23 protein-coding genes are annotated in these 23847 nt (G+C 54.8%); 11 read left to right on the forward strand and 12 right to left on the reverse strand.

Translation table 11 applies throughout. The features are described 5' to 3' along the window. Positions 1–6: 6 nt before the first annotated feature. Together HCH_RS18675 and HCH_RS18680 are read right to left on the reverse strand one after the other, a co-directional pair. Positions 7–756: a hypothetical protein gene (locus HCH_RS18675; RefSeq protein ID WP_011397961.1), complete on the reverse strand. Its 750-nt coding sequence runs from the start codon at positions 754–756 to the stop codon at positions 7–9. Beyond that, on the reverse strand, positions 753–1952 hold the full coding sequence (locus tag HCH_RS18680) for a glycosyltransferase (RefSeq protein ID WP_011397962.1): 1200 nt from the start codon (positions 1950–1952) through the stop codon (positions 753–755). Before HCH_RS18680 ends, HCH_RS18675 begins: the two co-directional genes overlap by 4 nt. Before the next feature lie 95 nt (positions 1953–2047). Here HCH_RS18680 and HCH_RS18685 point away from each other — a divergent pair, with 95 nt between their 5' ends. Next, a complete protein-coding gene (locus HCH_RS18685) occupies positions 2048–3736 on the forward strand; it encodes an autotransporter domain-containing protein (RefSeq protein ID WP_011397963.1) in 1689 nt (562 codons plus the stop codon). A gap of 75 nt (positions 3737–3811) precedes the next feature. Here the strand turns inward: HCH_RS18685 and HCH_RS18690 are convergent, their stop codons facing one another. Further along, positions 3812–5050, reverse strand: a complete 1239-nt coding sequence (locus HCH_RS18690; RefSeq protein ID WP_011397964.1) for a vWA domain-containing protein — start codon at positions 5048–5050, stop codon at positions 3812–3814. Between the two features lie 171 nt (positions 5051–5221). Continuing rightward, entirely contained in the window at positions 5222–6214 is a 993-nt protein-coding gene (locus HCH_RS18695; RefSeq protein ID WP_011397965.1) for an NADP-dependent oxidoreductase, read from the reverse strand. Between the two features lie 130 nt (positions 6215–6344). On the opposite strand from HCH_RS18695, the gene HCH_RS18700 reads away from it, so the two are divergent. The 7 genes from HCH_RS18700 to HCH_RS18730 all read left to right on the forward strand — a co-directional run bounded on the left by HCH_RS18700 (position 6345) and on the right by HCH_RS18730 (position 14273). Beyond that, the gene (locus HCH_RS18700) at positions 6345–7247 is read left to right on the forward strand and encodes a LysR family transcriptional regulator (protein WP_011397966.1); all 903 of its coding nucleotides are present in this window, start codon (positions 6345–6347) and stop codon (positions 7245–7247) included. 89 nt (positions 7248–7336) lie between these two features. After that, a complete protein-coding gene (locus HCH_RS18705; protein WP_011397967.1) occupies positions 7337–8947 on the forward strand; it encodes a glycerol-3-phosphate dehydrogenase/oxidase in 1611 nt (536 codons plus the stop codon). 100 nt (positions 8948–9047) lie between these two features. Further along, entirely contained in the window at positions 9048–10268 is a 1221-nt protein-coding gene (locus HCH_RS18710) for a 1-acyl-sn-glycerol-3-phosphate acyltransferase (protein ID WP_011397968.1), read from the forward strand. Positions 10269–10513: 245 nt separating this feature from the next. After that, on the forward strand, positions 10514–11263 hold the full coding sequence (locus HCH_RS18715; protein ID WP_011397970.1) for an MBL fold metallo-hydrolase: 750 nt from the start codon (positions 10514–10516) through the stop codon (positions 11261–11263). A gap of 334 nt (positions 11264–11597) precedes the next feature. Next, positions 11598–12443: a DUF6502 family protein gene (locus tag HCH_RS18720; RefSeq protein WP_011397972.1), complete on the forward strand. Its 846-nt coding sequence runs from the start codon at positions 11598–11600 to the stop codon at positions 12441–12443. Further along, a complete protein-coding gene (locus HCH_RS18725; RefSeq protein WP_011397973.1) occupies positions 12440–13843 on the forward strand; it encodes a DUF5666 domain-containing protein in 1404 nt (467 codons plus the stop codon). The genes HCH_RS18720 and HCH_RS18725 overlap by 4 nt, the downstream gene beginning before the upstream one ends. A gap of 103 nt (positions 13844–13946) precedes the next feature. Beyond that, complete coding sequence (locus tag HCH_RS18730) at positions 13947–14273, forward strand: beta-lactamase hydrolase domain-containing protein (RefSeq protein ID WP_011397974.1); 327 nt, start codon at positions 13947–13949, stop codon at positions 14271–14273. Between the two features lie 21 nt (positions 14274–14294). On the opposite strand, the gene HCH_RS18735 is transcribed toward HCH_RS18730, so the two are convergent. After that, positions 14295–14891 (reverse strand): hypothetical protein, encoded by a 597-nt coding sequence (locus tag HCH_RS18735; protein WP_011397976.1) that lies wholly within the window; start codon positions 14889–14891, stop codon positions 14295–14297. A gap of 173 nt (positions 14892–15064) precedes the next feature. On the opposite strand from HCH_RS18735, the gene HCH_RS18740 reads away from it, so the two are divergent. Next, positions 15065–15493 (forward strand): hypothetical protein, encoded by a 429-nt coding sequence (locus HCH_RS18740; RefSeq protein ID WP_148212621.1) that lies wholly within the window; start codon positions 15065–15067, stop codon positions 15491–15493. A gap of 7 nt (positions 15494–15500) precedes the next feature. Here HCH_RS18740 and HCH_RS18745 read toward each other — a convergent pair whose 3' ends face one another. After that, entirely contained in the window at positions 15501–17246 is a 1746-nt protein-coding gene (locus HCH_RS18745; RefSeq protein ID WP_011397978.1) for an ABC transporter substrate-binding protein, read from the reverse strand. 247 nt (positions 17247–17493) lie between these two features. On the opposite strand from HCH_RS18745, the gene HCH_RS18750 reads away from it, so the two are divergent. Continuing rightward, the gene (locus HCH_RS18750; protein WP_158304976.1) at positions 17494–17997 is read left to right on the forward strand and encodes a GNAT family N-acetyltransferase; all 504 of its coding nucleotides are present in this window, start codon (positions 17494–17496) and stop codon (positions 17995–17997) included. A gap of 43 nt (positions 17998–18040) precedes the next feature. Here the strand turns inward: HCH_RS18750 and HCH_RS18755 are convergent, their stop codons facing one another. The 6 genes from HCH_RS18755 to HCH_RS18780 all read right to left on the reverse strand — a co-directional run bounded on the left by HCH_RS18755 (position 18041) and on the right by HCH_RS18780 (position 23461). Further along, on the reverse strand, positions 18041–18832 hold the full coding sequence (locus HCH_RS18755; RefSeq protein WP_011397981.1) for a suppressor of fused domain protein: 792 nt from the start codon (positions 18830–18832) through the stop codon (positions 18041–18043). A gap of 38 nt (positions 18833–18870) precedes the next feature. Further along, positions 18871–19485, reverse strand: coding sequence for a LysE family translocator (locus HCH_RS18760; protein ID WP_011397983.1), 615 nt, complete (start codon positions 19483–19485; stop codon positions 18871–18873). A gap of 164 nt (positions 19486–19649) precedes the next feature. Continuing rightward, positions 19650–20297 (reverse strand): hypothetical protein, encoded by a 648-nt coding sequence (locus tag HCH_RS18765; RefSeq protein WP_148212622.1) that lies wholly within the window; start codon positions 20295–20297, stop codon positions 19650–19652. A gap of 49 nt (positions 20298–20346) precedes the next feature. Then, positions 20347–21447 carry a HupE/UreJ family protein gene (locus HCH_RS32530; protein ID WP_011397985.1) on the reverse strand — a complete coding sequence of 367 codons (1101 nt, stop codon included), beginning with the start codon at positions 21445–21447 and terminating at the stop codon, positions 20347–20349. Between the two features lie 13 nt (positions 21448–21460). Next, positions 21461–22549 carry a YHYH protein gene (locus HCH_RS18775; protein WP_011397986.1) on the reverse strand — a complete coding sequence of 363 codons (1089 nt, stop codon included), beginning with the start codon at positions 22547–22549 and terminating at the stop codon, positions 21461–21463. A gap of 144 nt (positions 22550–22693) precedes the next feature. Next, complete coding sequence (locus HCH_RS18780) at positions 22694–23461, reverse strand: AraC family transcriptional regulator (RefSeq protein ID WP_011397987.1); 768 nt, start codon at positions 23459–23461, stop codon at positions 22694–22696. A gap of 125 nt (positions 23462–23586) precedes the next feature. On the opposite strand from HCH_RS18780, the gene HCH_RS18785 reads away from it, so the two are divergent. Beyond that, the gene (locus tag HCH_RS18785) at positions 23587–23844 is read left to right on the forward strand and encodes a hypothetical protein (protein ID WP_011397988.1); all 258 of its coding nucleotides are present in this window, start codon (positions 23587–23589) and stop codon (positions 23842–23844) included. The last annotated feature ends 3 nt before the right edge of the window (positions 23845–23847 follow it).

Raw genomic sequence — 23847 nt, forward strand, 5'->3', positions numbered from 1 at the left:
AGGACGCTATTCCTCCCCTAAACGCGCGAAGTGCAATATAGCGCGCTCAAAATCCCCATCCGTCACGGTTCTTCCCGTCAAATTCTTATTCCTGAAGGTCAGACATAAATTCGCCGCATAAACCGGCGCAGCGAACTCCTGACGATATAAATCCAGAAATTTACCCTCCCCGCGACTCAGGTCCTGTAACACCCACGGGCTTAGCAACGCAACATGATTCAGCAAGGGAAAGCGCACCCGCTCATGCAGATGGGTCAACCAGGAAGTGCCGATAGTCACGTGACGCAATGCCTGGTCGTTACGCACCATCTGTTTGCAGGAGTAGCGATAGAAGTCCAGAAACGGGTTATCACGACAAAAAACGGCGATCGCATTGTTCACTCTATGGTATCGGTGAATGGCTCCGTCACTCTCGCTGATCCATACCTCCCGACAAAATGCGAAGCTGTCCGAATCCACAACCGTCAAACATTCAGGCGCGCCGATGTATACGTCAATATCCACCCAGATTACGCGCTCATAATCCCCCGCCAATAATTCCGCCGCACGCTCCAACCGCGCCAGATCAGCCATCAAATGAATCTGACCGCCCGTACGCGCACGATACCAATCAGGCAGACAGTCAAAGAAACGATCATCGTAGAAAAGATATTCATGGCCCTGCAGCTGCGCCCAATGGATTACACTGCGCTGGCACTTTTCCACCCAGGGCGGGACATCATGGGTGCGGAATGACTGGATAACGACAGTTTTCATGACTTTCGCCCCCTTTCCGCCAAGACAGCCTCGACCTGCTGGCGAACCACCTCAGCGCCTCGCAGCCTTCCGGAATATCTATTTGCGCAGTTGCGAACCTGGGCCGGTATCGCCTCTGACGTCAGCAAACTCCGCAACCCATCTGCGAAAGTCGCCGCATCTCCTCCGTCAAGCAGCACCCCAAGGCCACTCTCGCTGGCGCTCCGGCTATTGAGAAATTGCTCTTGCTGAGTCGGCAGACAAGCCACGGGAACGCCCGCTTTTACACTCTTCGACAACATCCCCATGCCGCCATGGCATATCGATAAGTCGGCCTCATTCAGCGCCTGGTTCAGCGCGACAGGATAAGGATAAATTCTTAACGTCTCGCTCTGGTATCGCGCCATGACATCCGCCGAGATCCCAGGACAGACAATCAAGGCCGTTTCACCAACTCGCTTGATTCCTTCCAACACTCTTTCCAAATGCTGGTAGAAAGGCTTTAGATAGGCGATAACCTTTTTACCTGTCTCCTGCGGCCATTCCGCAGTCTCTCCCGGAAAGTCTCCTGCAACCGGGCCGCAATACTGGGCGTGCTGTCGGTGTGCAGCCTGAAAATCAAGCTCTGGATAACTGACGATAAAAGCGGCGTCAACCTGAAATAAGTCTGATAAGAAAGACAAAGGCTCCATCCCCATCGCTTGCGCCAAAGGGTTCATGTTCGCCACCACCTTTGACTCAGCCTCGTATACCTGACTGTAGTCCGCTGACTCAGGCCGGATGTTGGGATTGGGCTGACCAGGGGAAAGTTCGCTGAAACCTGCTCCAACTGCAAATTTGGGAGTGGACAAAGAACGCGCCGCCAGCATGGCGGTTGGAGCGAAATCAAAAAATAGCGCATCCGGTTGTATATATCGAAATAACGTCTGCCAGGCGCTGACCAAAGTGGCTAGTCCCTCCACAGAGTCATATCCCCTTTTCAACAGAATATCGGAGATGCAACTGCTTGGCCGCGAGCTTTTTCCTTTTGCATGCCAGACCGGCGCCTGTAGCATTATGACCGGAATGTCAGCAAAAAAGAGCGGAACTCTTACAAGGTCTTTCAGTATCAGCGTCACCTCATGACCCTGCTTGACGAACTCACGCGCCAAGCCGGAAAGTGTCGCCAAATGGCCTAATTCACCACCCAATTCCCAGCAAAATACCAACTTACTCATGTTTTATAGTAGTTCCCCCGGTTTCATTTTTGCGCCCATTTTACGTACAATGTGCGACCCAAAATTCTAACTACATTATTCAGCTAAGGTTAAACATGCAACGGAACAAATTGCCCCTGTATTTTCTAGCGGGCGCTGCAATGGCGCCCTTGGCGAACGCCGCCGCTCCAGTGGCCAATAATGACTCCGCCGCCCTTCAGATGAACGGTTTCACCAATATCGACGTATTGGCGAATGACTCTGACCCCGATGGCGACAGCATCAGGCTTGTAAGCTTCGTACAGCCCGGACACGGTACGGTTACTACTACAGACGGGCCATGGCTCCGTTATATACCTGATGAAGATTTTGTTGGCCAAGACACCTTCACATACAAAATTATTGATATTGTGGAATGTACTCCAGACGATGATTATGGTGGAGATTATGGTGGAGATTATGGTGGAGATTATGGTGGAGAGTTTGTCTTACCTCCGTCCGAAGTCAAGCCCCCTCAAGCTCGTTGCGAAGAGCCAATAGAAGTTCAAGGTACTGTCACGATAACTGTGACAAAAGCCCCGACATCTGAACTGCTTCCCCTCACTGACAATGAAAACGACCGCCAAGTATCCAAAGTACTTGATGCAATTTGCGGTTCAATTCCCGAAGACGCTACCGGTGAAGCAGAAAAGCTGGCGCAGCGCTGCGCCACCCTCTATGAACTCGCTACTGATGACCCAACGAAAGTCGCCTCAATCATCAACCAACTGGCGCCTGAAGAAACCCTGTCCCTGTTGCGCGTCGCTTCCGAAACCTCGCAAGCGCATACCAACCGTATTTTCAAACGCATGACGTCCTTGCGTCAGGATAACGAAAATATTCAAGTGACCGTCAACGGCCGCACTTGGGGCCAGCAGGCCATGACCGGGGGCGCCGCTGGCGACGTACAGACTTCGCCTTTCGGCGTGTTCTTGAGCTTGCACCGCGAGTCTGTGGAACATGATAAAACAGAGCGTGAATCTGCATATGAATATGACAATGACGGATTTACTCTGGGCTCCGATTACCGCGTCAGCCAAAACCTGTTAGTCGGCGCCGCGCTGGGATGGGGACAGAACGACCTGTCTTTCTCTGAAAGCGGCGGCGGCGTAGATGCGGACGCCTACAACCTGACCGGTTACGGTTCTTATTACATCGGCAATTTCGGTTTGGATATGCAGGTAGGCTACGGCGCTGGCGACTACAACACCAAGCGTCGCATCAACTACACCGAGTCAGGCAGTGAATTCTCAGCCACAGCCAAAGGCGAAACTGACAGCAAGCAATTGAACGTCGCGCTGCAAGCAAGCGTAATGTTCAACAGCGGCGCCCTGTCCGTACAGCCATTCCTGCGTTTGAACTACTCCAACACGGAAATCGACAGCTTCGATGAAACAGGCGGCGAAGGCTGGTCTGTGCACGTCGGCGAGCAGAACCTCGACCAGATGACCACCAGCGCCGGCTTTGAAGCCACGTATCCCGTCAGCTATAACTGGGGCGTGTTACAGCCTAGCTTCCAGGCATCTGCAGTGAGCGAGTCCAGCACCAACTTCGGTCCAGTCAAGTTCCATTTTATCGGCGACTCCGACGCCACCAAGTTTGAGCTGAGCCCAGATGGCGAAGACAGCCTGTATTACATCTTCAACCTGGGCGCAGTCGCGGTTATGAAGAATGGCGTTTCAGCGTTTATCGATTACCAGCAAAACGTCAGCTATGACAACAGCAGCGCCTTCCAGATCAACACGGGTCTGCGTTACGAGCTGTAAGTCTTATCATCTTGAATGCAAAGGCGGCCTTGTCTAGGCCGCCTTTTTTGTATGCAGGATTATGCTGAAGATGGGCTACTTGAATTCAAAGGCCTTTTGCTCGCCTTGTTTACGAATGGCTGAGATCAGCGCTTCATCCACGGTATTGGCGCCAGACTTGGCCGCCTTGCGATTCTCCTCCGCAATATAAACCTCTCTCTCATCGCTTAAGGCTTTTATTTTATCCTGCAGCTCTTTGCGCTCTGTTTTTTTCGTTTCTATATATTCTTCTTTTTCCTTTTGGCTCATCCCAACCATGGGCTCCGGCAATGCTTTGGCGTCCACTTCCTCCAGCGCCACTTCGCCGGCCTCGTATGCGTCAACCAAATCCCAACTTGAGTTATCGTAGGCGACGGAAGCCTTGGACTTGGCTCTTTGCGCCAGCAAGCCAAGTGAAACATTCTGGCTGTTCGCATCCTGCTCATATTGACGCTTGGACGCCGCCGCACCGCCTGCGCCGTATGGCACATAGGTCTCGTTGAGTCTGGCGTTCAAGGCGGCGATTTCTTTATCCTGAGGCGCCTCGATTTGCGCAATCTGCTGATCCTGATCGATGCTCATGTAATTGCCTCCCGCCAATTGCGCGCCTTGTCTCCAACCGCTTTCGCCGCCGTCATTATAGGCTCCGGCGAAGATAGTATTGACGGTAATGTCTTTCTGCTTCGCCAGAGCAATCGCTTCGCGGAACGACACCGGACCTTGCGTAAAGGGCTCATTGCCGGCGATGAAAATAGCGCGGATATCGTTCGGCGATTGGCTCCATTGCAACTCTTTCACAGAGGCGTTGATCACATAACCACAGAACTCGTCGCCGCCATTGGTAGTGAGAGAAAACAATGCCTCCGACACGCGGTCCAGTTCTCTGGTAAGTCCGGTGACTTGGCGAATATAGCCGTTTTGCGAAGAAAGCCCATTGTTGCCGTATTCATACACCGCCACTTCCAATATTGGCGTGACGCCATTTTTCTTGGCCTTGGAGAATTCGTCCACCATCTTCCACAGCTGATTGCGTGTCTGATTGATCAAACCGTCCATGCTGCTGCTCGTATCCAGCAAAATAGCCACCTGAATGCGTGGCGCGACGGCAGGTTGCGTTACTGCCTGGGTAACAGGTTGAGCATTCTCTCCCTGTGCTTCAGCGCTCCATGCCATGCCGGAAAAACCGCATCCGGCCAACATCGCCACAGCCAAATATGTTTTACGGAAGAGCGAATCATTACGAACGCGGGTAGAAAGTTTTGATAGGGTTTGAGCAGGGCAGTGTGAGTGGTTCATCTTCAGACTCCTTCGAGGCAGTGTTTTTGCGTTGGAGTCAGAATACGGCCGCGGTCCCGAAGACATTAGACATGAGTTTGTAAAAATACGACGGCAAGTATTTACATAAAATTTACACGCCCTCCGCACGCACGTCAGGCGCTTCGCGCGGAGGGAGGAAATCCTAATGAATTACAGGCGCACCAGCAGTTTGCCTTCATTAGCGCCGGTAAACAGCAGATTGATGCCCTCTATAGCGCTTTCCAACCCTTTCAATTCGTGAGTACGGTATTTGATTTTACCCTCTAACAGATAGGCGCCGACTTTTTGCGACAAGTCGCCGAAACGATGCATGTGATCCGGCATAGTGAAGCCCTGAATGCTTAGGCGCTTCTTCACGATCTGCGTCCAGCTTGGTCCCGGCGCAGGCGTGGCGGCGTTGTAATCAGCGATGACGCCACACACCACGATGCGCCCAAACGCGCTCATATTGGCCATGGCGACATGCTGAACAGGGCCGCCGGTATTCTCAAAATAAATGTCGATCCCGTTTGGCGCCGCCGCTTTCACCGCCTGCGCCAAGTCCTCCGACTTGTAATTGATGGCGGCGTCAAAGCCCAGCTCCTCTACCAGCCAGCGGCATTTTTCTTCCGAGCCGGCGACGCCAATCACCCGCAGCCCCTCCGCCTTGGCGATTTGCCCCACCAGTGAGCCTACTGAACCCGCCGCACCTGAAACCAATAGCGTTTCACCTGCCTTGGGCTTCGCAACCTCCATCAAACCGTGGTATGCGGTCACGCCGGGCAACGCCAGCACGGACAATATCGCCGCCGCAGGCAGTTCTTGCGGCATGATGGATACGCCTTCGCCACTGCTGACTAAATATTCCCGCCATCCGAACATCCCCGCCACTTTGGCGCCCACAGGAAATCTATCATTCCTGGACTCCACGACTTCTCCAACGCCGCTGGAGCGCATGACTTCGCCCAGGCCCACTGGCGGAATATAGCTGTCAGTCGCCGCGCTCATCCATCCGCGCATCGCCGGGTCCAGCGACATATGCGTCTGTTTGATCAGGATCTGCCCTGGTTCCAGCGCTGGAATATCGAGTTCCACCAACTCAAAACACGCCGGCGTGATATCTGTTTCGGGTCTTGTCACTAACTTGACTGCTTTGTAGCTCATGGTGCGCTCCTTAATTTTCTGGCGATTCATCAATCATGAAATTCTTTAACCAGTGTATTTTTGCCACCAAGAAACATAAACATGCTAAATTTCAAATAACCTTTGTCATTTCAGCAAAAATATAACTCTTATGGACAAACTCAAAGCCCTACGTTTTTTCGAACACGTGGGAAAAGCCGCCAGTTTCAGTGATACCGCCCGGCACTTTGATATCCCGGTATCCAGCGTCACCCGTCAGATTCAGGCTCTGGAGGAAGAGCTTGGCGCACGTCTGCTGCACCGCACCACCCGGGTAGTGAAGTTGACGGAAATCGGCGAGATCTATCTTCAGCATTGCAGCCAGATATTGCGCAGCCTGGATAATGCGGATGAGCTCATCGTCAATTACCGCAGCAGACCCTCAGGCGTATTGCGCATCAGTTGCAGCTCGTCTTATGGGGAGAGTCGTATCCTGCCGATTCTGTCTGAGTTTGAAGCGCTTTATCCCGAGATCATCATTGATATCGATCTGACCGATAAGGTTGTCGATATCATGCGGGACTCTGTGGATATCGCCGTTCGCGCCGGCCAGATTCCGGACGAACGGGTGGTGGCCAAGCATATTGACGACAATAACTTTTCTCTGGCGGCATCCGACGCTTATCTGCAACGTTACGGAACGCCGCTCCGGATAGAGGATTTAAGCGAGCACCGGGCAATCTTCTTCCGCACTTCCGATCAAGTGCTCCACTGGCAGGCCAATATCAATGGTCGCTGGCGACAGGTGGACATCCGCCCCGCCCTGATCACCAGTTCCCCCCGTCTGCTGCGGCAGTGGGCCGGTGAAGGCAAAGGGCTGGCGATGATGCCGAATTGGGTGTGGCGGTCGAATTCGCTTCCCGCCGGATTCCGAATACTAGAACTGGATTATCCTCTGTATGTCAGTCGCGCCACGCAGCTTGGCATCTACCTGCTCTATCAACGTCCCAAGTATGCGGTTCCCAAAGTCAAGGCCGCAGTGGACTTTCTGGTTTCAAGACTGGCGCGGGACTGACGGAATTCGCGAAATCCGTTCCCGCCTGCAATACTGGATAATGAAATGACCGCCGTCGTTGTCTTTCCAACCGGAGGAAACCGGTTTTCATGCAGCTCAGAGACAATAACCTCAGCAAGGTACGCCGCCTCAGTTTCGACGCTCTGGTGATCGGAGGCGGTATTAATGGCGCGGTCTCCGCCGCCGCCATGTCCGCGCGGGGACTGAAAGTAGCGCTCATAGATCGGGGCGACTTCGCCGGCTCCACCAGCCAGGAGTCCTCCAATCTGGCCTGGGGCGGCATCAAGTACATGGAAACCTATGAGTTCGGCCTGGTGCGCAAGTTATGCATGTCGCGCAACAAGCTGATGCGCAGCTACCCCTCCACTGTGCAGGAAATCCGCTTCTTCACCACGATTAAAAAAGGGTTTCGCTATCCCCCCTGGTTTCTTTATCTGGGCGGGGTGCTGTACTGGTTTATGGGGAACGGCTTTACGCGCTTTCCCCACTACCTCACTCCCGAGCGGATAAGTCGTGAAGAACCTATCGTCAATACGGAGGGCAGCACGGGTGGTTTCGAATATTCCGACGCATTTCTACATGACAACGACGCCCGCTTCGTCTTCAACTTCATTCGCCGCGCCATGGATTACGGTTGTATTGCGGCCAATTACGTGGAATCCGTCAGCGCTCACTGGGCGGACCGGATTTGGACTATCAATGCCCGAGACAATATTTCCGGGGAGGAATTTCAAATCCGCGCGGGATTATTGATCAACGCCTGCGGCCCTTTCGTTGACGACCACAACCGGCTCACCGGACAAACCACGAAATATCGGCACGCCTTCTCCAAAGGCATACATCTGATTGTCGACCGCATAACGCAAAACAAGCGGGTGCTGACTTTTTTCGCCGACGACGGCCGCCTGTTTTTCGTGATCCCCATGGGACCGAAAACCTGCATCGGCACAACCGACACGCGCATGGAGTCTCCCATTGCGACGGTGACGCCGGAAGACCGCAAGTTCGTACTGGACAATATCAATGCGCGTCTGCGTCTGCCGCAACCGTTGACGGAAAGCGATGTGGTGGCGGAGCGATGCGGCGTTCGCCCGCTGGCGGTGCAGGGCGACAACGGAGCTAAAACCGATTGGCTGCAGTTGTCGCGCAAGCACGTGATCGAGGTCGACGCCGAGACCCGACACATCAGTATCTTCGGCGGCAAGCTTACTGACTGCCTGAATGTAGGCGATGAAATCTGTCAGGCGGCGGCCGAGCTTGGCCTGTATCCGCCCTACCCCAACACAATCTGGTATGGAGAGCCTCCCAATCGGGTGAAAGAGGAATTCATGCATCAGGCTCGACTCATGGACCTGGACAGCCTGACGCCGCCGTCCTCCTCAGAGAAATTGTCGATACGACTATGGCGACGTTACGCCGCACACGCCTTTGATCTGCTGGAGACCATTCGCGCCGATCCCAGGCAGGCGGAGTTGCTGATCGAGAATGCCGAGTACCTGCGGTGCGAGATTGAACAGGCGGCGCGCCGGGAAATGGTGACCAAACTGGATGACTTTCTACGCCGAAGATCGAAAATATCTTTGGTGGTGCGGCGTGATAAAATTAAAAGCGCCCAGGGTTTGCGAGAGGCCTGCCGGATTCTGTTCGGCGACGAGGCGGATGAAAAGTGGGCGGAATATTTTAAAGAAACAAGCGCTTAGCGCTCGTTATCACAGCGTTTCACATACATTTTGTAATGGACCGGCTGTTACATTAATGAGACACTGGCGCGTCCAATAAGCATGAGCATAAATATAATTCATGAGTACATTTGATGATATTCGTCCCTATCGGGATGATGAAGTTCCTCAGGTGATCTCGCGGCTGCGCCATGACGAGCAACTCGTCCGGGCCATAGAACATTATAAGTTTCCCAGGTTATCCAAATACTGCCGCAGTCTCACCTCGTTCCTGGTAAGACGCAATCTGCAGCACAATCTGCGCAGAATCAACACGATACACGATGTTCAGGAGATGGTGGCGGGGTTCATGATCAACACCGTCAGGAAAACCACATCCGGCTTCACTTATGAGGGCCTGGACAAGCTTCCCAAGGACCGCGCCTTTCTGTTCATCAGCAACCATCGCGACATCGCCATGGACCCGGCGCTGGTCAATTTCGCGCTATATCAGTCCGGCCGCGAACTGGTGGAAATCGCCATTGGCGACAATCTGCTGTCGAACCCGCTGGTCTCTGACATCATGCGCCTGAACCGAAGCTTTATCGTGAAGCGTTCGGTGGAGGGGCACAAAGCCAAGTTGCAGGCGCTGACTCAACTGTCCGCCTACATCGATCACACTCTTTCCCAGAATCGCGCCATCTGGATTGCGCAACGGGAAGGCAGGGCAAAGAATGGCCTGGATAAAACCGATCCGGCCATCATCAAGATGCTCAACATCTATGGCCGCAAGCAAGGCATGGCCTTTAGCGAAACCATTAAGCGCATGAACATCGTGCCGGTGTCGATATCCTATGAGTACGATCCCTGCGATCTGCTCAAGGCGAAAGAACTGCAGGCGCGGGAGCAATCCGAATATGTGAAGGGCGAAGGCGAGGATATCGCCAGCATCATCCGCGGCATCTCCTGCCCCAAAGGCCGCGTGCATATCGCCTTCGGCGAGCCGCTGCAACAGGATTTCGAGGATGCGGAAGAAGTGGCCGCCGCGATCGACCGACAGATCACCCGCAACTACAAACTCTTCCCCTCGAACATACTGGCGTTTGAGCAATTGAAGACGCTAAGCGAATCTTTCGCTCATTTGCAGGAAGAATCACTGCACCGTCTGCAGGAGCTGGCGGGGCAAGCCAGACAGGCCTGGGACAACCTGGACCGGGATGAGATGGGGCAAAAAGCCTCGGAGTTTTCCGACCGGGTCGGGGGTTACCCTAACCTGCTGCAACGCTACATTCTGGAAATGTACGCCAACCCTCTGATCAATAAGTTCGCCGGCGCCCCGGGAGACTCCGCGCCGCAAACCTGATCTTCCACCCACGGCGGCTTTGCGCCGCCGTTTGGTCTCTTTTTTAAATTCAATAAATTAACTTACAACGCCTGACCCAGCCTGCGACGTAACGGGAGTTGCCCCGGCGCCGTTGTATTTGGTTACAATGGGCGGCCGCATTGACGCGTCGGCGACGCTAAGATTATCGACGCTGTCATGGCGTCAGTTGGAGCGAATGGAATACCAGCTATTTCATCCAGGCCCCAGGATTTATGAGGAAAGCTATGCACATTGAAGTGTTGGGGAGCGGCGAAGCCTACGACCGCGCCCGGGTAAACTCATCCCTGCTCGTCACAGAAGAGCGTTTTCAAATGTTGATCGGCTGCGGTCCCAGCGTCCCCCAGGCCTTGTGGCGGCGAGAGACCACTGTTGAAGAGATTGACGCCATTCAGCTGAGTCATTGCGGCCCGGATCACGCCGCAGGGCTTATTACCCTGGTAAATTGGATGCACGCCAAGGGGCGCACCAAGCCCTTGCTACTGATTACGCCCCACGGTCATCGTCCCCTGCTGCAAAGTCTGCTGAATTACGCCATCTGGCCCGAACAACGGCTCTGTTTCCTGCTGCGCTGGAAGCAGTCAGATAAGGGGCTCGCCGTTGGTCCATGGAGCTTATCCACCGCCATGACGCAACATGCTTCGCCCAACCGCGCCATGCTGCTAAACGGACCCAATGGAGCCCTGTTTTTCAATGGGGAAGGCGTGCTGTTGGAAGCGCCATTGCGACTGGCTGGAGAAGCGGATCTGATTTTTCTCGAGTGCCGTTCGATCAAGAAAGATCGCCATGACTTTCACGGTAGTTGGGAGGCGTATCATAGGCTGACCTTCAAGCCCGGCAGCCTGATATGCCTGTACCATGTTCTGGAACAGGAAAAAGCGCGGTTGGGCGACCTGATGTATCAGCGCGAGGATGTCTACTTACCTGAGCAGGGGCAGTGTTTCCGTCTGGTGCGAGGGGATTGGGAGCTGCTGTAAACGTAGCGCCGGCGAACAGAATCTCACTGCACGCCGGCGATCTTGATAACCGGTCGTCGCTTATCGACGACCTGTCAGTGCTTCACTAGTAGATAAAAATAGTCTCCGCGTTGAAACAACCGTCCGCGAGATCTTCCTCTCCAAAAATATCCAGCGTATCGCCGGCGGCCAGATCACCGAAAGAAGCGGCCATATTGGTGGTCTCATCGTCAGAGGTTACGACCAGACCCTACGGGTTGGCCGTGTTATTTTGGGATAATAAGCCCAAACATAAGAATAATTTTGCCAATCAGATCACATCTTAACCAACAGTTTGGCGATAATATCCCAAATCATGAACCAGGCATTAAGTCAGGCGCTGTACGCCGCCATATACAAATTACTGCGACCTTTGGCTGCGCTGCTGTTGCGGCGCGGCATGTCGTATAACGAGTTCGCGGAGATCGCGAAGCGCGCCTATATAGACGCCGCCACGGAAGAATTCCCCCTCCCCAACCGCAAACAGAGCCTCTCCAGGGTGTCCGTATTGACCGGTATAAACCGCAAGGAAATCGCCAGACTGGAGAAGCTGCCCAACCCCATTGAGACCGGTGAGACGCAAAGCGCCAACAGAAGCTCCAGGGTCGTCAACGGCTGGATCAGAGATATTCGTTTTCAGGATGAGCATGGCGCCCCGCTTACCCTCCCCTTGGACGAAGGCGATAACAGCTTTACTGAGCTGGTGCGGTTATACGGCGGCGACGTGCCGGTGCGCGCGGTCCTGGACGAGCTGATCAGATTGGATTCGGTGGAGGTCAGCGATCACGGAGAGGCGGCGGGCAAACGGGTTGCTCTGAAAGTGGAAGGCTACGTGCCGCAAACCGATCTAAAAGAGAAATTAAGGATTATGAGTACGGCGGTCGCGGACCTGCTTCGCACCATAGATCACAACCTGGAGGCGGATCGCACTGAAGCGCGCGTGCAACGCACCGTGGCGTACAACGACATCCCCATGGAGTGTCTGGAAGCGATACGCGGACGCAGTAAAGAAGAGGTGGAAGAAATTTTGCAACGTATAAACCGGTGGTTATCCGGGTACGACAGAGGCGTCAACGCCAAGCTCCAGGGCAGCGGGAAATTTCGCGCAGGAATAGGCGTATACTATTTCGAGCAGTCCTTAACCCGCGGGGAGCAGCCATGAGCAGATTTCTATACGCCCTGACGGCGCTGGCGTTGACGACCAGTCTGCTCTCAGCCTGCTCCGGCGGCGCATCTTCTGACGGCGGTATCGAAGGCACCGGCGCGCCAGTGGCTGCGCGCGGCGAAATCAGCGGCTTCGGCAGCGTATTCGTCAACGGCGTGGAGTACGAGACCAACACAGCGGACATCGTTATCGACAGCGTCAGCGGCTATTCAGAAAGCGCACTAAAAGTAGGCATGGTGGTGCTTATCGAGGGCGCTTTGGATGCAGGCGAAACAACTGGCGACGCCCATCGCGTCAGTTTTGAACAGACCTTATTTGGCCCCGTGTCCGAGGTGAACTTCGTCGATGGCTATAACGCCGAAATCACAGTGCTGGGACAAACCGCGCTGATTCCCGACAGCGCCGTGTTCGAAAACCTCAACTTCAGCAGTCTCGCGATCGGCCAGGTGGTGGCGATCAGCGGACTCACCAACGCAACAGGCGTCCTGGCCACGCGCATTGAGAAAATGGCGGACACATATAGCGATGGCGATCAGGTAGCGGTGAGCGCCATTATTCGTAGCGTAGATACGCCGAACCGTACGTTTGTCATTGGCGATCTGAGCGTGGATTACAGCATGGCGGATCTGCAGGGCTTCTCCAGCGGACAACCGGAAGTTGGCCAATATGTAAGAGTCAATGGGCGCTTCTTTGAAGATACCGGCGTCATCGCCGCGAAGGTCAAACTGAAAACCCGCGGCGATATGTCCGCCAGCGGCGTCAGACTGGAGTATGAAGGCGTCATCACTGACTTTGCGTCGCAACAAAGCTTCTATCTGAGCGGCCAACCTGTCAACGCCGCCAGCGCCAAATTCAGAAGAGGCCAGAAACAGGATTTGGCGGATGGCGTCCGCATCGAAGCGGAAGGCACGATCGACGCAGGCGGCGTTTTGCAGGCGCAGACGATTACGTTCAAGAAAGCCAATGACATGCATATCGAAGCCTCAGTGGATTCAGTCAGCGAAACCGCCAAACAAGTCGTCGTCCTTGGCGTCGCGTTCAGCATCAATGAACTGACCGCCTTCGATGACCGCAGCGAAGCGCACCAGCCTTATTTCGGGCTGGATGACATTCGCAGCGGCGACCGGCTGTCCGTCAGGGCGGCCAGTGGAACTGCGCCCTTAACCGCTTCCCGCATCGAACGTCTGCGCGCGGACGACTCTGTAACAGTGGAAGGACCTGTAACGGCCATCTCCGGGGAAGTGCTGAGCATTCTCGGAGTCGCCGTGGACATCAGTGACGCCTCGGGTTCGCAAAACGGACTCAAGGTGGGCGCGTTTGTGGAAATTGTCGGTGACCTGACCGGCGTGCAGTCCGTCAAGGCGCAGAGAATTAAGGTGAAGAAGAACAACAACTAAGGAGCCTGCGAAAGCGCTGGCCAAACCAGCCGCGTTTCGCAGAGCTCCGCAAAGAGTCCTACATCAGGGATTGGCGTCTATTACAATTAGAAGGCGATAAACAGTGTCGATTACCAGACTAGCAATTGATTTTTACGTCACCTCCAGCCTGTCAAGCAACGAGCTGGAGGCCGCCGCCCAGCTGGGCGTACGCTCCATCGTCAATAACGAACCCGACCAGGAGGCGGAGTCCGAATCTCTACGCCGCGGGGCTGACGCCCTCGGCCTGTCTTACCACAGCGTTCCTTCGCATAAAAATGCGGACGAACAAACTCAAATCAGTTCTTTTATCGATGTCATGGAGCATTGCGAAAAGCCGGTGCTGGCTTTTTGCAGAAGCGTCAGCAACGGCATTTCCCTTTGGGTGATGTCGGAGACCCGACATAAATAGCGGCAACGATGCTGCAATGGATTAATCCACCGGCACATCATGTTCTTTTAAATATCGTCTCAACGTATCTATATTAGCGAGCAACTTGGGCAGCACCTCCTTCTCCATCCGCTCCGTACGCTTTTTCATCTCCTCTGCGCCGTAATGAGGCGCATAGGCGCTGCTCTCGATTTTGCCGCGAATGTCTTCTATTTCCCGATAGTAGCGTTGAATTTCGAGGATAAACTGACTGGGCGTTTCCAGCGCCGAGGGGGAGTAGCGCATGCTTTCCCAAACGAACAGATCAAGTTGCAGTGGAAACATCTTGATCGCGCTGCGGCTGGGAGGGGATTTCACAAATTCCGCATACTCCCTGGCCTGGATAAGGTTGCTTTGCAGCTCGCTGGCCAAAGAGTTGCGCAAGTAATAATTGTTTTGCCGGGAAGTCAGATCGTCAAAAATAATCGCCTGATTCAACCCCTCCTGCGCCGCCAGATAGACGCCAAGCACTGTCGCCAAGATCATGAATATCTGACTGATCCAGAAGCTGGATTCCTTGATGCCGCTCCCCTCTTTTTTGACTTGTGTTTCATGGGTGCGACGGCCGTCGTTAGTCTCGGCGGACGAGGACTGCTGCATATTCATAGACCTTTGGTGAGTGTATTCAGGGGAAGGATTCTAGCTGCGTAAAGAACCGAGCTTCAAGACAAGAGCCGCGCCATGGGAAGCGCGCACTTGAATTTTTGCATTCTCAGGGCAAATCCTGAATGATGCGACGCATCAGTAATTTCGCAATTAAGAAGTCAAACCAGATGCTTAAGTATGCCGACTGCCCTGGCTGCGGAGAAAACAGCCTGGAAATATGGGATAAACACTCCGGCGTGATCGGCGCGCCACTCTATTGCAACCACTGCCACAAGGGCTTCGCCAGATATCGCTTTTTCCACTCCGCCGGCCTCATGCTGTTCGAAGTCTGCATCACCACTGCGGTCATTGTCAGCCTGTTTCAGCAATGGCTATCGGTGTCGATATTGGCCGCCATTTCCATCCTGGGCTTATACGCTGCCTTCAACCTGGATAAGAGAGCGTTTCCTCTGCGCGAGGAAAGCCTGATGCAGAAAGCCCCTCTAAAACAAAAACTGCTGAACTTCGCCGCGTTTATTACCGCGCTCTCGATCTATGCCCTGCTGTTGCTGACGCTGCCTTTGGGGCCGGTTTTAGGCTCAATCTTTCCAATCTGAGGGCTTCTCAATGCCACGCCTTTAACGCCTCCTCATAACTCAAGGTTTTCCCCGGTGGGCGTTCGTTGAGTTCGGGTTTGGGGGAGCCGGGCTGGTTGAGCCAGTAATCTTTGGGGGATTGGGGGTTAAGGCGGGGAGCGCAGGGGCCGGGGTCTTCCCGGCCGATTGCCGCCAGTTCTTCATCCATGGCGAGCGCCAGGTCGTGCATGACGTCCTCCACCGGCTGGGTTCCCTTGAGCGCCTGGGTCATATATTTCCACCACAATGGAGAAAGCTTGGGATAGCTGGGCACATTGGTTCCGGTTGGCGTCCAATAGTAACGCGCGTTAGAGCGATAAAACTCCACCAATCCGCCCAGATAAGGCGCGCGATCCGTCATCGCCTGGGAGTTGATATCGGATAACCGAATGGGCGTCAGGCCCACCATCGTTTTCTTCAAAGACACCGTTTTGGAAACCGTAAACTGCGCATAAAGCCATGCCGCCTTACGACGCTTCTCCGGCGTATTCTTCAGAAAAGTCCAGGAACCCGCGTCCTGATAGCCGGATTTCATGCCTTCCTGCCAATAGGCGCCCAGCGGCGACGGCGCGATGCGCCATTTGGGCGCGCCATCCGCATCCACGACTGGCAGCCCCGGCTGGGTGATCTGCGCGAGGTACGCGGTATACCAAAAAATTTGCTGGGCGATCAGCCCGGACCCCACCCACTCGCCCATGACTTTATCCGTCACATTGAGGGCCTCCGGCGGCGCCAGCCGGAACCAGTCGAGAAACTTGCGAATGCCATAGATGGCGGCTGGACTATCCAGAGCTCCGCCGCGCCGAACGCTGGCGCCGACGGGACGACAGTTCTCCACTCGAATGCCCCAATCGTCCACCGGCAGGCCATTGGGCAGCCCTTTGTCGCCCATCCCCGCCATCGCCAGCCACGCGTCAGAGATGCGCCACCCAAGGGATGGGTCGGTTTTGCCGTAGTCCATGTGTCCCCATACCCGATGGCCGTCCAGTTCCCGCACATGCACGGTGAAAAATTCCGCAATGTCTTCGTAGGCGGACCAGTTCATCGGTACGCCCAGTTCATAGCCATACAGTTTGCGAAAGCGATCCTGCAGATCCTTGCGGCTGAACCAGTCATGGCGATACCAGTACACACTGGGAAATTGCTGGTCAGGCAATTGATAGACTTTGCCATCAGGCCCTGTCGTAAAAGACAGGCCAAAAAAATCCTCTATATCCAAGGTCGGCAGTGTGACGTCCTTGCCCTCCTCCTGCATATAATCCGACAGCGCCACCACAGCGCCGCTGCGGAAATGCCCGCCAATCAGATCTGAGTCACTGATGAATCCGTCGTAGATGTTGTGTTGCGTCTCGATCTGCGCCAGTAGCTTGCGCACCACGTCATCTTCGCCCGTAATTTCATGCACCACGCGGATGCCGGTAACATCTTCAAAGGCTTTCGCCAGCGTATCGGCTTCGTACCAATGGGTATCGATAGGCTCCGACACCACATAAATCGTCATGCCCCGAAACGGCTCAGAGGCCTTGTGAAACCACTGCATTTCCTGCAGTTGTTGCTCACGGCTGAGGGTGGAAGGCGTGAATTCAGTTTCCACCCACTCCTGCGCCGTTTTGGCATATACACCCTCAGACGTACACACGACGAAGCTCAACGTAATGACGGATAGCAGCGCTTTAAAAGAAGGGAGTAAGATCTGGTCTTGCTGTCGTTCAAATAACATTGCAGATGCGCTCATTTAATCCACCATCACTGTCGGCGGCGCCCGTCAGGCTACAGACTTAGTGTAGTCAGAAATGGGAGATTCGTTGGTAAACTCCAACGCCGGAAACCCCAAAATCAGCCGATTTAATGCCTATATCCGCTCTACTGCGCCTCACGCCCGCTCTTTAGGATAGATATCCCCCTGAATCGCCCATTAACGCCAGCCGAGAGAGCCCTATACCGCTATGTACCGATGTGGATTCAAAACACGAAGACTTTACGTGTACAACCTTCGCTGCGTGACCTCTACCGGCGAGGGCGATGACCTTTACAGAGACGTACTGAGAATAATCACACCGAGCACGACGCGTTTCGCTCCTGACGACTGGCGCCGCGTCATCAATCGACAAGACGCCAAGTCCTGGTTGGAGGACCGTTTAGCGGAGTCGCCTGTATATGTCGTAAAGCAAATAGCCACTTCTGCTGCAGTCGGATTCATATTTCTCCATCCAATCCCGCTACCGCTGGAACTCACCGAGTGGCGCCTGGGCTACATTTTAGGCGAGTCATATTGGTCGCAAGGACTTGGTACAGAACTCATGGAAGGCATTATTGGTTGGGCGAGGCAAAACAAAGGCGTCGCCAAAATAAGCTGCGGCGTCGCCAGAGAAAACGCTGCGTCAGTAAAGATGCTGGAGAGAAATAACTTCCATCTCGCATCCAACCATTCCGGCACGGTTTTCTATGAATATCCGATCGAGCAAGCAGAACTACAGATGGAGTAACAGGGGGCGATAGCGACGCTTGCGCCCAAGAAGAAACTGGCGCTCAAACCACACTCGCCCGATGACGGTCACTCACCTGCCCCACGCCGGCCTTCATCAGCCGCTGTAATAACGCAGGACGCCCATGCTCCATGGACCAGCGCATTTCCTCTTCGGTAATGACAGTGGCGATAAGGATTTCCATATTGCCATTGGACAGTTTTCCTGATGACGGCAGCGGCGGTTGGGCTTTGGCGATGAGGACGTTGATGAACTCGGATTCGCCGGCCTGGATTTCCTCCACCGTCAGGCCGTCATGCTTGCTGACGCGCTCCAGTATGCCTGCATCGTTGAGAATCTCCGCGTTGGCGGTCCACTGTAGAAACCAAAGCGGCCATTCCGCTTTTTCCCGGGCGATAACCAGCATCTCGTATCCGTAGCCCGGGACGCCGTCAGTCTGCGCCGCCGCCTCTTTTCGGGTCAGCGTCGCCGCTGTGCTGACCACACGCCCCTGCTCATCCTTCTCTACTTCCACGTTCTGCGCCGCAACGCCCGAGGGCATGTCCGGATTGGTGAAGCCGAAGGTGGTGTACACCCACATGCCTTCGCCCAATTTATTGGCGGGAATCATATACAGCCCCCCGCCGGGCCATACGCCGAACATGTGGCCGATCTTCAAAATTTCCGACGGCAACGCGCCAAAGTGCGTCTCGTAATATTCAGAGCGTTCATCGTAGACTTTTCGCCAGAACTGCTCTTGCGGGTTTCCATTCTGCGTGATCGGCGCAGCGCCCTGGTCACTCGCAGACGCTTTGCTGGAGAAAAATCCGGCCAGTTTTTTAAATAAGCTTTTCACGCTCACTCCTTTTGACGACTTCCTGTGAGTTGAGGCTCTCAACGCTCCACTGTCGCGAGCTTGACGCCTAATGCGACGAAAGCGCCGGCGAAGGTTTTCTGGGTCCACCTCATCAGTTTGGGGGAGCCTGTAATGTAGGCGCGCACGGCGTTGGCGAACAGGCCGTAAAGGGTGAAGACCGCCAGCGTCATTCCCATGAAAATAGCGCTCAACAGCAGCATGTGAGAGACCGGCGAAGCGGCGTCGTGAGGCACGAATTGAGGCAGAAACGCCAGAAAAAATATGGAAAGCTTGGGGTTCAGAATGTTGATCAGGCAGGCTTTGATGGCGAAGCTCGTGGCTTTTTTCTCTTGCGCCGAGGCGTCAAAGGCGACAACGCCGGACTCCCTCCACATCACCCAGGCGAGATACATCAGATAGGCTACGCCGACATATTTGACAACCTGAAAGGCCAGACTGCTGGCGTGTAGAATCGCCGCCAGCCCCAAAGCGCAGGCCAGCAAATGCGGAATAATGCCTGCGGTGCATCCCACGGAGGCGAACAGAGCCGCGCGCCGACCGCCCATCAGACCGGCGGATACGGTGTACAACACACCCGTGCCGGGAAGCAACACAACAATCAGGGAAGTCATCAGATATTCAAGGCTAACCATAGTTTATCCCTTGCTTATGGCGTGACGATAAGTCTTTCCGTTAGTGGGGAGGGCCAAGTTCTAACACTCGCAGAAACACCGATCAACCCCATCTCGCTCGAATACAAGCAAGTCTGTGAAACCTTTAAACATTTTAGGCGACATTTGCCGCCAACGCGGCGCTTTCAATCCAACGCGACGCCTTTATCCATCAGAGACTTCTTCAGGTGGTCGATATTAGCGCGCAGTTTCGGCGCCACGTCTTTCTCCATGCGCTCAGTAACTTTCAACAGCTCCGCGCCGCCGTATTCAGATCCATATACCCGTCGCTCTATTTTCTGGCGAATATCATTGGCTTCCCGATAGTAGCGTTGAATTTCCGAGATGAACTCGGAGGGCGTCTCCAGGGTGGCGGGAGAATAGCGCATGCTCTCCCACACAAACAGGTCCAATTGCAGCTGATATTGCTTGATGGTGTTGTCGCTGGCGCGCTGGACAAACGCCGCGTACTCCTTCGCCTGTGCAATATTGCTTTGCAGCTCGCTGTAGAGAGAACTGCGCAAATAATAGTTATTCTGGCGGGAAGTCAGGTCATCGAATGCGATCGCCTGATTCAGGCCCTCCTGCGCAGCGAGAAAAACGCCCAGCACCGTCGCCGCCAGCATGAATATCTGGCTCAACCAGAAGCTGGATTCTTTCACGCCTCCCGCGGCGGGACGCCGTTCCTGCTGTTGACCTTGCTCGCTTGAAGAAACCTGACGCCACATATGCCGCTCACCGCTGTTGGTTGCAAATTCGGCGATTTTATCTGCGCGCTCAATATAGCGCTGCACAAATAGTTCTAGCCTGTTCGCCCCCATTTCAACACCGGGCTTTTGACCTCTATGCAACCAGTCGCTCCACCAGCCAATAACCGCCCATCGCCGCCACGAACAAGGAGCCAACCCGCGCCATGCGCAGCAAGTTCCAATCTTTCATTCCGTAGTAAATCAAGGCGTACGCCGCGGTGACGATGGCGATCTGTCCCGCCTCTACGCCCAGGTTGAACGACATGAGCGCGCCAGCTAACTGGTCGCCAAGTCCAATCTCTCGCAGGATGTATGAAAAACCGAAACCGTGAATCAGTCCGAATGAGAACGTCACCAGCAAGCGGCGTTTCCAGCGTGCGGATATGTTTTTTGGCGAAGGCTCTCCGCTCAGCTCCCACAAATTCTCCAGCGCCACGTAGACAAGGCTTAACGCAATGCCCGCCTCCACCCACATCATCGGCGGACTGATCCAATTCAACACAGAGACCGCCAGTGTGATCGAATGCGCAACCGTAAAAGAGGTGGTCAACGCAGCCAGCTGTTTCCACCCTAAAGGCAGCAGTAAAAGGCCCAGCAGAAACAAGAGATGATCAAAGCCGAAAACAATGTGCTCCAACCCCAGCATAAAATAGTCGGAATACTGGCTCATGCCGCTGGAGCCGCCCAGGTTCCCCATAAAGTCGTCCGTCAGTGTTTTGCTCCATGCCCGCAAAGACTGCGCCACGGGAATCTCCTGAGTTCTGCGCGCACTGTCAAACACCACCGTGGCGGTCCGGTCCGCCAGGACAATACGCACGAAATTCTTGTGCTCGGCATTGTTTTGCAACAGGAGATAGCCAACCGTTAAGACGCCGATATCGCTACCGCAGTCGTAAAGCATGGCGAACTGACGCGAGGCGATTTGCTCCAGTGTCTGTGAGCGGGCGTCTATCAGAACGCAGGCTCGATCGCCGTTGCGCAACGGAAAGCCTGCGCCAACCAAGGCCGTCATCGCTTCGCTCCTGGAAGCGATGACGGAGTCGGCGGCGAACTCCGCCTCAGGCGCGGTATACACAACCTTCACTTTGCTGGCGCCGATCTGCACGGCGGTATCGGTGACGCCTGCCTGATGCGCCCACGCCGGGGCGGTCAGAAGAACAAACAACGCTGCGAATGCGAATCTGAAAGCGCTCATCGCCAACCTCCCTTTATTTGTTGAACGAGCTGTCAGGCGCGCCTCGGAAACAATTCAGCACCCAGGGATAAGCATCGGTCACGTAGTAGCCGTATTGACCGTCCACCGTCATGCCGTTACAGGCGTCAAGGTCGCCAGCGTTGGTGAACTCCCAATCGTCAATATAGGTTCCATCGTAGGCGCCGCCCGGGTTATTCGTGCTCTTGGTCCCCCGGGAGCCGGTCTTTAGGGTGTAGCCGGATACAGCCTTGCGCACCGTGCCTGTGTCAGGGTCCAGAAAATAGCTGCCGTAGATCGGAAAACCATCCGCCGCGAAACCAATCACCGGCGATCCGTTTGGTCCGGGATTGCTATCGAACATGGCGTTGGGGTTGCCATGATAATGGTACAGACCGCCCGGTTGGGTGTGGGCGTTATGGGCGTCCGCGCCGAATTTGCTGTCTGCGCCCAGAGGGTCCAACAACCAGTCGGACGTGTCTGGACACCCAATGGCGGTGTTGCCGTCTGCATCCGCCATGGGGCTGGAGGGGTTATAGCAGCCTGCGGACAACAGATCCAATACCACTCCGTTCAACATCACGCCATTCACCAGACGCTGACTGAGCGAGGTGGTGGAAGACGCAGAGGAAGGATTTCTGGGAATATGGAAGCTCTGACTGACCTCCGCCACGCTGTTGGCGAAATGCGCGGAGGCGTCGTTGAAATCGTGATTGGGAATCGAGTTGGACGTCAGCGTGCAACTGTCCGAGTCGCTGCTGATGGTCACCGCCGCATCAAAGCCAAACCCACGCTGGATATCCGTCACGGACGCTTCAAGCGTGTTGTCATAATCGGCGCAGTCGCCGCTGGTTTCGGTAAATATTGCATTGGTGATATCAACGCTGAAGGCGTCTCCAGCATCGCCCGACGTATCGCTTGAGGAACCTTCATCAACCGATACTCCCGAGTCATCGCTGGCCGCCCCATCGGACACCGCCGCAGAGCCTCCGCAACCGGACAAAATCAGTCCCGCACTCAGACACAGCGCCGCCAAACCACTTCCGCCCAGCCTGATCGCATCATAATACCCATCGCAGCTTTTTGTTTTTAAAGAGCTTTTCATACAGCCACCTACACCTGTTATTCACGTTATTCTTCCCGATCCGTGAAGAACATAGTAAGAGGCGAATCCGCAGGAACTACGGAAGAAGTGTGTAAGAAATGAGGAAATGGCTAAAACTGAGACTATCGCCCTCGCTGACTCTGACTACTTCAAATACCGCCCCGGCGTTTCTCCAAAGTAACGCCGAAACAGCGCAATAAAGGCGCTGACGCTGTCGTATCCCAGGTCCAGGGCGGTTTGGGTGACGGAGACACCCTGGGCCAGGAGTTCGAGGGCGCGGGCCAGTCTGGCCAGTTGTCGCCATTGTCCCAGGGACAGACCGGTTTCTTCGCGGAATTTGCGGGTCAACGTACGTTCGCTCAGACCGATGTCACTGGCCAGCGCCAGCAAGGAATCGTTGTTTTCCGGGGTGGCGAGCAGTTTATGGCTCAGACGCAGAAGGCGTTGGTCTCTTGGCATGGGCAGGTGCAGTGCGGGTTGTTGCGCCGCTTGAATTTCATCCATCAGGACATGCAACAAGCGGCGACGGGGGGCGTCCAGGGGCTCGCCGGCGGTCCACTCGGCGATTCGCGCGATGACAGGCGTCATCAAGGCGTTCGCTTCGTATACGCATGGCTCGTCAGGCAAGGGTTCACAAATATCTGGATGCAAGTAAAGGCTCCAGCCGGCTATGGCGCCGAAATACTGCGCGCCGTGTCGTACGCCTGGGGGTATCCAGCCCAGACGATTGGACGGCATTAACCAGCGCCCGGCATCCGTATCCACCACCGTCAGCCCCTGCAATACACAGAACAATTGCCCATGTTCATGAGAATGCCCTTCCCTTTCTTCCGTCCCCTCCGATCTTAGGCGGCGCACCAAAATATCTTGAGGTAAAACCGGCGAACCGGCATTAGCACGAAAGGGAGACATAATTTTGGCCGGATTGAGCAATTTATTTTCTGACTGGCGTTAGCCGGTCAATCTAGGGGGAAATAACATAGAAATCAATCCGGCGCCCCCATCTGGGCCCGCCCCCCCCAAAGGAGATCGTAGATATGAAACCTGAACAAGTACTTGCCGAAAATGAAAGCATGTTCGCCCATCAGGGCGTAACGTTGCGCAAAGGGTCAATCGCGGCGTTTATGCTCAGCGCCCGCGATATGAAGGATAAGCGCCTTTCTGACGCGGATCGGGCGGCGGCGAAAAACGACTTGCTGGCACTTATCCCGGGCCTGCGCCAGTTGGGCGTGTTCGAGACCTTTGAGGTCAGAGACCCGGAAATTCGGGCGCTGGTGGAGCAAGCGGGACGCTAATCC

This window comes from Hahella chejuensis KCTC 2396, assembly GCF_000012985.1.
Lineage (GTDB): Bacteria > Pseudomonadota > Gammaproteobacteria > Pseudomonadales > Oleiphilaceae > Hahella > Hahella chejuensis.